Origin of the sequence: Veillonella tobetsuensis, from assembly GCF_001078375.1 — a bacterium.
GTDB classification, from domain to species: domain Bacteria; phylum Bacillota; class Negativicutes; order Veillonellales; family Veillonellaceae; genus Veillonella; species Veillonella tobetsuensis.
This window is the reverse complement of sequence record NZ_BBXI01000006.1, coordinates 21,030-31,454: the sequence shown is the minus strand read 5'-3', so window position 1 is coordinate 31,454 and position 10,425 is coordinate 21,030. Positions and strand designations below refer to the sequence as shown.

Below are 10,425 nucleotides of genomic sequence, written 5' to 3'. Positions count from 1 at the left end.
ATGGTTGGTTTTGACTTTGTCAAAACCCGCACTCTGGCATATGTTCAATCATATTGATTGATTACCTATCATTGTTCAGTTTTCAAAGATCTGTACCAGTCAGACTAGATTTTATCTAGCTTTGAAGCACTTTCTTAAAAAGTGTTTCGCCAACTGGCGACTAGATTATAATAACATGTTGTCACTTTCATGTCAACACCTTTTTATAATCTTTTTTAGAATTTTGTAATCGTATTTCCTTGCCGATACAAAAACCTAACCATTCAAAACAAGATGCATCATCTAATTAGCCTCTCATTAAGAAACAGTCGCTGTAACGACTGTATGACTATTATAGTACAACACACATACCTGTGCAACCCCTAATTTCCACTTTCACAAAATTTCATTTTCTTCTCATTTCAACAAAATATATATTGATTTTACACAATATATTTTGGTACAATATGGTTATCAGATGGGCATATATATATTATAAGAGAAACGCCCTATTTTAATACTATATATAAGGAGAGAATTATGTACTTCTCAAAAAAACTATTTACCAAAACAGTTGCTCTAGCTGCTATTTGTGCTTCAATTGCCACTGCAAGCTTTGCAGCTCCACAAGGAACTTATGACACATCTGAAATCCATGTAACAGGACAAGCATCTCGCTCTGTTGCACCTAGCTATGCCATCCTTACATTAGGCATCACTAGTGAGAACACTAATATCAATGCCGCAAAATCTAACAATGACCGCATTATGAGCGAGCTAGTTAGTAGACTTTCAAACTTAGGAATTGCTAAGAAAGATATTTATACATCCAATATTTCTATTAATCCTACTAGCGATTACCAAGATGGTAAACGCATTAATACGGGTTATAGTGTGTCCAACCATGTAACAGTAAAAATTATCGACCTAAATACGGTTGGTAAAGTTGTAGATGCTGCTGTTAACGCTGGAGCTAATGACATCAACAATTTATCATTCCAAAACGACCCGTCCCAACAATTATCTGACGCTTTGACTACAGAAGCAATTCAAAACGGTCGTCATAAGGCAGAAATCATTGCTACTGCTTTAGGTCGTACATTGGGTCCAGTTAAAACTGTAAATATTAGCAACACTGAAACAAGCACTTTTGACCAAGGTTACTATCGTAATGCAAAATTACTTGCTGCAAATCTTAGTACTGAAACACCTGTGGAAAAAGGTTCCTTAGTTATTTCCCAAGATGCTGATATCGTATATTATCTTCAATAAACATCAAGCTACCAACAAGTTACAAATAAATAGTTTCTTGTAATCAACAATAAGAAACAAAACAATAAATTATACACAACAACAAACGCAAGAAAAGACCGTGCAACACCACACAGTGTTACACGGTCTTTATGTTTCATATTATTTATTTGTCGTAGTTTCTGGTACAACACCTTCATGTACAGCTACGATACCACCTGTCAATTCATGATAAGTGGCTTGTTCATAACCTAAGGATTTCCAGATTTCCAAGATTTCACTTTGATGAGGATAGCGGCGCAAGGATTCTGGCAACCAAGCATAAGAGGAATTATCCTTACTCAATTTCCCTATTATAGGTAATATATAGGAGAAGTAAAAGTTGTATAATTGCTTAAACCCAAATGCACTTGGTTTAGCTAATTCCAATACCACTACCTTACCGCCTGGTTTTACAACGCGTTGCATTTCTGACAACACTTGCTTGATGTCAGGTACATTACGCATTGCAAAGCCGCTCATAGCTGCATCAAAGGTATTATCTGCATAAGGTAAAGCCATAGCATCTCCATGCACCAAATTTACTTGGTCCAAAAGATCCGCTCGTTCCATGCGTGCACGCCCTTGATCCAGCATCTCCACATTAAAGTCTAATGCTTCAACGGTCAAAGTAGGTTCTTGACGCAACGCTTCCTTTGTAAATACACAAGTACCACAAGCTACGTCAAGCACATGTTGATAAGGTCCAATATTCATTTCTTTTACAGCGAACTTACGCCAGAAATAATCTTGCCCAAAACTGAGCACAGTATTCATCAAATCATAATGCTTGGCAATATTAGAAAATACACCTTGCACAAACTGTTCTTTGTCTTCATAAGTGTTAAATTCTTTAGTATTCATGGTACCCACTTTCACAATCAAAATTTCACATGCTGACAGTATACCACAACTAGCGATTACATTCTAGAACTAAGAACTATTCTTATATATATACTATAGTATACTCAAAATGCATAGAAATAGTATTTATCTATTGAAATAATAAAATGTTCGTTGTATAATGACATATGTCCTTTGTAAAAGGATTTGTATTTATGGCTATACTCAAAAGCCAATTTTATTGTTTTATGTAGTCTAATGAAGTATTGGAGTCTATTATGAATCGATTTATGAAATCCATCAATAGGGTCAGTCTTATTCAACAAATACTTATCGGTATGATAATCGGTATTTTGACGGCTCTCTATGTTCCCGACCTTGCAAACGAACTTGCTTTACTGGGTATATTATTTGTAGGTGCCCTCAAAGGCATTGCACCAGTCCTCGTATTCTTCCTTGTAATCGCTGCGATCAGTAAACATCGCTCCGGTCAAAAAACTGGTATGGGTTCTGTTATTACCTTATATCTATTAGGTACATTCCTCTCTGCAGCACTGGCAGTAATTGTAAGTTGGTTCTTCCCAACTACATTACACCTAGTAGCAGGCGCAGCAGATGCAGCACCGCCACAAGGTATCGCAGAGGTTATGAAAACACTCCTAAAAAATGTTGTAGATAACCCTGTAAAAGCCTTAATGAATGCTAACTATATCGGTATTTTAGGTTGGGCTCTTATCATTGGTGGTGCATTGCGCCATTCTCCAATGAATACAAAAGAAGTGATGGAATCAATCGCACAAGCGATTACTACTGTAGTTGGTTGGATTATCCGCTTTGCTCCTCTGGGTATCATGGGTCTTGTAGCAGACTCCATAGCTACTAATGGTATTGAAGCATTAATTGGTTATTTCCAATTACTAGTATTACTTTTAGGCTCTATGATTTTCGTGGCTTTAGTAATCAATCCGATCTTATCCTTCATCTACCTTCGTCGTAACCCATATCCATTGGTATTTAAATGTTTACGCGAATCTGCAATCTACGCATTCTTCACACGTAGTTCTGCTGCAAACATCCCTGTAAACCTTGACTTGGCAAAACGTTTAAAACTCAACCCTGATATGTACTCTGTATCCATCCCATTGGGTGCAACAATCAACATGGGCGGTGCAGCGATTACCATTACAATCATGACATTGGCTGCTGCAAATACATTGGGTATCATCGTAGATGTTCCTACAGCTATTCTTCTATCCGTTATCGCTACGATTGGTGCCTGTGGTGCCTCTGGTGTAGCTGGCGGTTCCTTGCTTCTCATTCCATTGGCATGTTCCCTCTTCGGTATCTCCAACGATGTGGCAATGCAAGTTGTAGGCGTAGGTTTCATTATCGGTGTGTTACAAGACTCCACCGAAACAGCACTTAACTCCAGTACAGATATTCTCTTCACTGCTAGTGCTGATTATGCTAAACGCGGTTATAACGACAATTGGGATTAATCCCTTATATAGAATTAGACGATCCATTGGGTCGTCTTTTCTTTTTGTGAAAGTTTTTCTTTTATAAATCATTTCTTTTTTTAATATAACTATATTGATTTTATTCAATATATGATATAATAATTACATGATAATAAATCTTAAGAACTTAACTTTACATAGAAAGGATATACCATGAAACAATACGATATTATTGTAGTAGGCACTGGTGGTGCAACCATCGTAGCTGATGCAGCACAAAAAAAAGGCCTCAACGTAGCAATTATAGAGAAAGGTAAATTTGGTGGCACCTGTCTCACACGAGGTTGTATCCCCACAAAGGTTATGGTAACAGCAGCTAATGCTGTCCAAGAGGTAGAAGAATTCAAAAAAATCGGTATTAATGTGAATTCCGCCACTATGGATTGGGACATTGTATCCAAACGCACATGGCATATGATCGACAAATCTGCTGGTATTTATGACTACTACAATGCGTTTGATAATGTAGACGTATACCGCGGTGCCGCTAGCTTTGTATCTGACAAGGTTATGGACATCCACCTTAACGATGGTTCTGGCACAGTAGAAATCACTGCGCCTACAATTATACTTGGTACTGGTGGCTACAGTAATGTACCTAATGTACCTGGTCTTCAGGAGGCTGGTTTCCTTACTAGTGAAAATCTGTTTGGAGATAAATTCCCTAAACAACCATATAAATCCCTTGCGATTCTCGGTGCAGGTCCAATTGGTGTAGAATTCGCTCACGTATTTGCTTCTGCTGGTACAAATGTAACAATTCTTCAACACAATGTCCGCTTAGTACCTAAAGAAGATGCGGATATGTCTGAACATTTACTTAACAACTATAGAGAACGTGGTATCAACGTAATTTTAAACCAAGATACAGTTGAGATTCGCCAAGAAGAGGGCCTTAAAGTAGTTGTAACTAAAGATCGCACTACAGGTGAAGTAACCGAAACTAAGGTTGAGGAAATTCTTGTAGCCGCTGGAATTCGCCCAGCTGTCGAAGAATTACACCTTGAAAATACCGGCATCGAAACATGGCCAAAAGGATGGATTAAAACTAATGAGTTTTTGGAAACATCTGTTGAGGGTATCTATGCTCTAGGCGATGTAAATGGCGAGCCAGCCTTCCGTCATCGTGCAAACTACGAAGCAGATATCATTGCACACAACCTCTTCTATGCAACTAGCGAAGAAGATTACCGCTGGGCACGCTACGACACATTGCCAAAGGTTACCTTCTCATACCCTGAAATTGGTAGTGTAGGTCTTACTGAGGCAGAAGCTATCAAAGCCGGCTACAATGTAGGGGTAGGCAAAAACTTCTACTCCTCTACCGCTAAAGGGTATGCTATGGGCATCAACCCTGGTGATGTAAATGATGGCTTTGTCAAAATCGTAGTAGACAAAGATACAAATCATATCCTCGGTATGCATGTGGTAGGACCTCAAGCATCTATCCTATTCCAACCGTATGTTAACCTTATGAATAGTGGTATCACTCCACTAACAACTATCAACGAAGAAATTGCTTCTGAACGCACAAAACGATTGCGCGAAAAGGGAATTTCTCGTGATATGGACCCTAGATCCGTTATCACTGTAGGTGAAACTATGAGTCCTCACCCATCCCTTGTGGAGGTCGTCATGTGGACACAAGCATATTACGAAAATCGTTGGTAAACAAAATACGAAAAAGACCGATACACGTTGTATCGGTCTTTTTCATTTCACTGAAAGAACAATGTGTTCTTTCTTTTATTTTTTATCCATTACAATATCATGGCCCCATACTAGGTTCGTACGACGTTTATCAAAACCTTGATCTGGTTCTGGTGGTAATTTAGTTGCTTTACTTTGAGAAATGTAAGAGCCTGTATTACCATCAACAGTCACAACTGTTTTCTTGCCATTTTGATGCATAGTTACATAGTAGTTAACCTTACCATTATGAGCTTCAACTTTCCAGCCTTTCATAACAGCATCTGCGCCGAGTTGGCCTTTTGCAATCGCTTCAGCTTGAGATGGTTCGATAACCTTATCTTTATTAAAGATTTCACCAACTACGCGTTTAGGTTTTCCACCTTCGGACATGTCGGATTGATGACCTGTTACGATATCAATTTTCATCTTATATTCGTGATATTTACTATAGCCAGTCACTTTATATGCATAAGCTAGATCGTTAGAATTCAATTCTACAGAATGCAATGCAGCATTAGGGAAACGATTTTGGAAGATTGTACCAATTTCGCTCATTGTCATTACTACAGATTGGCCTGGAGCCCGCTTAATTGTAATATCTGTGCTTGTTTCAGGCTTAGTCTTACGCGCTTGTACTTCATATGGTGTAGCAACAGAGAAAACACCAACCGCTAATACACCAGTCAAAACCAAAGATACTAATTTTTTATTCATTATAATCCTCCCACATATCAATCGGATTCTATAAACCTTCATTTGAAGCTAATCGCTCTTCTACATCGGTCATCAATAGTTTATAACAAGTGGCCACCAAAGGCACACCTATAATCATGCCGGTAACGCCCATCAAGCTACCGCCAATAATAACGGCTGCAAACACCCATAAACCTGGTAACCCAATAGAATTACCAACAATTTTAGGATAGATAACATTACTTTCAATTTGATGCAATATCTCTAAAATAATAACATAGATTAATGCATCCATAGGACTAACAGTCAGTAAAATAACTGCACCCATGATACCACCAACATAGATACCGATTAACGGAATCAATCCTGTAAGGCCAATAACACATGCAATGGTAGTGGCATATGAGATATTAAATAACCACAATGTAATGCCTACCATAATACCTAAAATCAAGGCATCAATAAACTGGCCCACAAAGAAACTACTAAATGTTTGAACTGCTACTTTACTAACATAAGTAACGCGATTTACCCAAGTATCAGGTGCATAAGCACGCAAGATGCGTTTGCCTTGCATAATCAGACGCTCTTTATCTAGCAGCATATAGATGGCAAAGATAAGTCCTAGACCAATATTCACAGTCCAAGACAGAACTGTGCCCATCGTATTCACGACATAGGTACCACCTTTTGTGCCCCACTCACGCGTGTAGTTAACGATACTTTCACCATTAAGCGTATTCACAACAGTTGGATTCGAAACCAATGGCATCGTATCACTTAGATGCTGGATCCATTGTTGAAAGTCTACGTACAACTGTGGGGCAGCAGCTACGATAAGTGTAATGGAGTGAACCAGTTGCGGCACCGCCATTCGTGCAATGAAGTACACGATAAGACTAATCGTCACGAAGGACAAAATAAGACTCAAGGGACGCCGAATCTTGTACCTCCACCCCGTTTTGATGCTAGGCCAGAGCCACCGTTCGTAACGCACCACTAGAATATCGAGGACAAATGCCATACAGGCACCCACGATAAGTGGTACAAAGGCTGTTATCAGTACATCTAGACCTGAAGCAATATCACTGATACGAAGGGCTACTAACACCATGATACCTGCCAGGATAATCGCGGTGATAAGCTCCTTATAATATTTAAATTTTCCCATACTAATAACTCACTTTTACTAAACACTGGTAAGTATTGTACACAATATAAATGAACGCTATATGATAGAAAAACACTAGGTCCTTTCTCGTGTACAGTAGTATTTCTAATAGAATTAGTATAACACAAAAGTCCATCTTATCGCACCCCAAATATAAAGAGAGACGAAAAGATGGACTTATATTAGTTTATATTAGATTGAGAACGCTCAAAATTAACGGTGGATGTAAACATCTACACGACGGTTTTCAGCTTTACCAGATGCAGTAGAGTTTGTTGCAACTGGTTTAGCATCGCCATTAGCGATACCAATCAAGCGATTAGCATCTACACCATTATTTACCAAGTATTGCGCAACATCTTGGATACGACGCTCGGACAAGCCGATGTTGTATTGAGGATTTGCATCAGTATCAGCATTACCCATCAATTTAACTTGATCGTTTGGATATTGTTGAGCAGCGTTCAATGCAGCTTGTAAGTTAGGAGTTTGGTCTGCACGAGGAACGTCTTGGTCGGAATCAAAGTAGATGGATTGCACATAGTAATCAGCCATAGCTGGTTTTGCAGGTGCACGATGTTCAACTACAGGAGTTCGAACTGGATCTGGAGCATAGCTTGGAGTATACACTGGAGTTGCTGCTTTATGACCACCAAAACGATAGGATACGCCAACTACAGGACCTTGGAAGGATACATTGTGTGTATCAGTAGCTTGTGTATTGATATAACGGTAGCCCGCATTGATATCTAAATCTTCATTTACTTTATAGCCTAAACCTGCTTCCCAAGTTGTAGTTTTTTTAGTACCGATACCAGCTTTGCCATATACGTCTACTTTAGAACCTAAAGCTGCTTTACCAATAACACCTACTTGAGCAATATTATTAGTACCGCCATCTTCATCATGATTGCGAATACGGCCATAACCACCATATACTGCAACATTTTTGTTTAAAGAACGGATTACGTTCAATTCATGCATATCAATATCGTTATGTTTAGTGTTCAAACCATGATAACCATATTGTACTGCTGTTTTATCAGACAATGCATGAGTTACGCCACCATCAAAATTCCATTTGTGAGCGTCTTTACCATCAGCCATTTTACCTTCAATGCTAGCAGCACCAAGATCAACTTGAGTTTCACCTTTTGTGAATTGTGTTTGTGGTGTAGCACCTACAACAGAAATACCCATTGTAGCTACAGCCAATAATGCGATAATTTTTTTATTCATAAGATTCCCTCCTAAATTCTCTCGATACATATACAAGGGTATAATACATAATTATATTGTACACAACTTTACGATAAAATTCAATATAGATTATAAAATTTTTAAAGATTTTATTAAAAACTAGTATAAAACAACTGTATCATGCATAAAAAAGGCACCGACCCTTAGGTCGATGCCTTTTTATATTCATATATATCCCTTACATATATACGTGAAATTGATGATTCTTAGTAAATAACACATTCCCCAATGTGTCATTTATTCCACATCTGTATTGTATACTATCTAAAGATTCTAAGCAAGCTATTTTTCATAAATCTTTCATAAACTATTTTAAAAGTTTCAATATACCTATACTATTTTATGCTGCCATGAGCCACTGATGAATCGCATATAAGCACAAACTAATCGTAAGGATTGATCAAAACACAAAGAAATCCAAGCACCATAGAGTCCTAAGCCTAATGTAATACAAAGTACATAGGTAATAATAGGTCTAATAATAGCTACACTTACTAATGAATATTTCATGATATAGAAGGTATCTCCTGCCCCTTTTAGCACCCCTGCATATACTTGTTGCAAAGCCTGAGGGAATGCAGCAATCGCCATGATACCCATTAAAGCACCTGCTAAGGTAACAACATCACTTTCACGCGTATACAACTGAACGAGCAAATGTCCTGCACTTATAAAAATCATGGCACTAATGAAACCTACGACGAGACCCATCCGTGCACCAATGATGCCAAAGGCACGCGCTAAATCAGGGCGTTTATGTCCTAAGTTTTGGCCGGTATGTGATGCACCAGCAAAGCCGAGGCCCATTGCAAAATAATAGAATATATCCATCAAGTTCATACACACATAGTGTGCCGCCAAAGGTACTGCACCTAGAGATGCAACAATCATGGTATATGTGTACATACCAAAACGCTCAAAGAACTGTTCTCCAAGGGAACTACCACCAACGTGAAATATCGTATGTAATACAGTTCGCTCAAAGCGCCATTTCGATGGGTGCAATAAGGTTAGTCCTGTCTTAGTATGTTGAGATATAGCACGTAGCAAAAGCGCTGCAATAACAGCACTACTAATAAGGGTGGAAATTCCTGCCCCCATAACACCAAATTCTGGGAAGAATGCAATACCATAGATCAAGAAGAAGTTCAAAATCGTATTTAAGATATTTCCTACCACATTAGATTTGAAAATAACCTTAGTATTGCCATAGCCAATAAGAGCGCCCCCCACAATTTGGCTAAAGGACTGAAAGATAAGGCTAAGAACGATGAATCGCCCATACCAGACAGCAGTTTCAATATAGCCATCCTGAGCACCTGTAAATCGCAATATATGTTCTAGATTAAACAAACAAATAGCAAGTAATGGTACATAAATCAGAAAATTCAACAAAATTGATTGCTTAAGCACCGCATTCATGCCATCTACATCACCTTCACCATGGCGACGAGCAATAATAGCGGTCACCGCAATGGATAAGGCGCGACAGATTACGAGCATAACCATTTCTGGCTGCCCCATAATACCTACCGAAGCAAGTGCAGCAGCCCCTAAAGAACCTACCATCGCTAAATCGATAGCAGTCATTAACTGCATCATCAGCCCTTGCAATGTAGCAGGCCAGGCAATCTTTAAATATTTATTATATAGATTTTTTGTAGTTTCTACTGGTCCCAAACGATCCTTGCTAGGCAATATGGTATCTACTGAAAACCATCGTTGTAAAGCTTCAATCATGATAACTCCCTATAACAAATCCAAAAAGGGGGCTATTCCCCATATTTCTTATGTATTATATCATATAACATATGAGAAGTCATTCATATATCATGCTTTTTAATTAATAATGTATATCAAAAATGCAAAGAAACCCCTTATACACTTTTCTATACCCAATAGGGTATTAGTATTGTATATAAGAGGTTTCTTTATTTCATTCCTAAATTAAGCTCTATTTTATTTGAAAATATTTAT

At 38.3% G+C, this 10,425-nt stretch carries 8 protein-coding genes; 3 read left to right on the top strand and 5 right to left on the bottom strand.

The genetic code is table 11. The annotated features are described in order from the left end of the window. Positions 1 to 519 precede the first annotated feature (519 nt). A complete protein-coding gene (locus tag VEI_RS02110; protein WP_059361645.1) occupies positions 520 to 1,251 on the top strand; it encodes an SIMPL domain-containing protein in 732 nt (243 codons plus the stop codon). Between the two features lie 141 nt (positions 1,252 to 1,392). On the opposite strand, the gene VEI_RS02105 is transcribed toward VEI_RS02110, so the two are convergent. Continuing rightward, positions 1,393 to 2,133 (bottom strand): ubiquinone/menaquinone biosynthesis methyltransferase, encoded by a 741-nt coding sequence (locus VEI_RS02105; protein WP_059361644.1) that lies wholly within the window; start codon positions 2,131 to 2,133, stop codon positions 1,393 to 1,395. A 257-nt stretch (positions 2,134 to 2,390) separates the two neighbouring features. Here VEI_RS02105 and sstT point away from each other — a divergent pair, with 257 nt between their 5' ends. Further along, entirely contained in the window at positions 2,391 to 3,611 is a 1,221-nt protein-coding gene (gene sstT / locus VEI_RS02100) for a serine/threonine transporter SstT (protein WP_059361643.1), read from the top strand. A 174-nt stretch (positions 3,612 to 3,785) separates the two neighbouring features. Continuing rightward, on the top strand, positions 3,786 to 5,303 hold the full coding sequence (locus VEI_RS02095) for a dihydrolipoyl dehydrogenase family protein (protein ID WP_059361642.1): 1,518 nt from the start codon (positions 3,786 to 3,788) through the stop codon (positions 5,301 to 5,303). A gap of 75 nt (positions 5,304 to 5,378) precedes the next feature. Here VEI_RS02095 and VEI_RS02090 read toward each other — a convergent pair whose 3' ends face one another. From VEI_RS02090 to VEI_RS02075, 4 genes are all read right to left on the bottom strand, one after another. Further along, positions 5,379 to 6,038 (bottom strand): PepSY domain-containing protein, encoded by a 660-nt coding sequence (locus VEI_RS02090; protein ID WP_059361641.1) that lies wholly within the window; start codon positions 6,036 to 6,038, stop codon positions 5,379 to 5,381. Between the two features lie 28 nt (positions 6,039 to 6,066). After that, positions 6,067 to 7,188, bottom strand: a complete 1,122-nt coding sequence (locus tag VEI_RS02085) for an AI-2E family transporter (protein WP_059361640.1) — start codon at positions 7,186 to 7,188, stop codon at positions 6,067 to 6,069. Positions 7,189 to 7,401: 213 nt separating this feature from the next. Next, positions 7,402 to 8,427 (bottom strand): OmpA family protein, encoded by a 1,026-nt coding sequence (locus VEI_RS02080; RefSeq protein WP_059361639.1) that lies wholly within the window; start codon positions 8,425 to 8,427, stop codon positions 7,402 to 7,404. A gap of 351 nt (positions 8,428 to 8,778) precedes the next feature. Next, positions 8,779 to 10,188 carry an MATE family efflux transporter gene (locus VEI_RS02075; protein WP_059361638.1) on the bottom strand — a complete coding sequence of 470 codons (1,410 nt, stop codon included), beginning with the start codon at positions 10,186 to 10,188 and terminating at the stop codon, positions 8,779 to 8,781. Between the last annotated feature and the right edge of the window lie 237 nt (positions 10,189 to 10,425).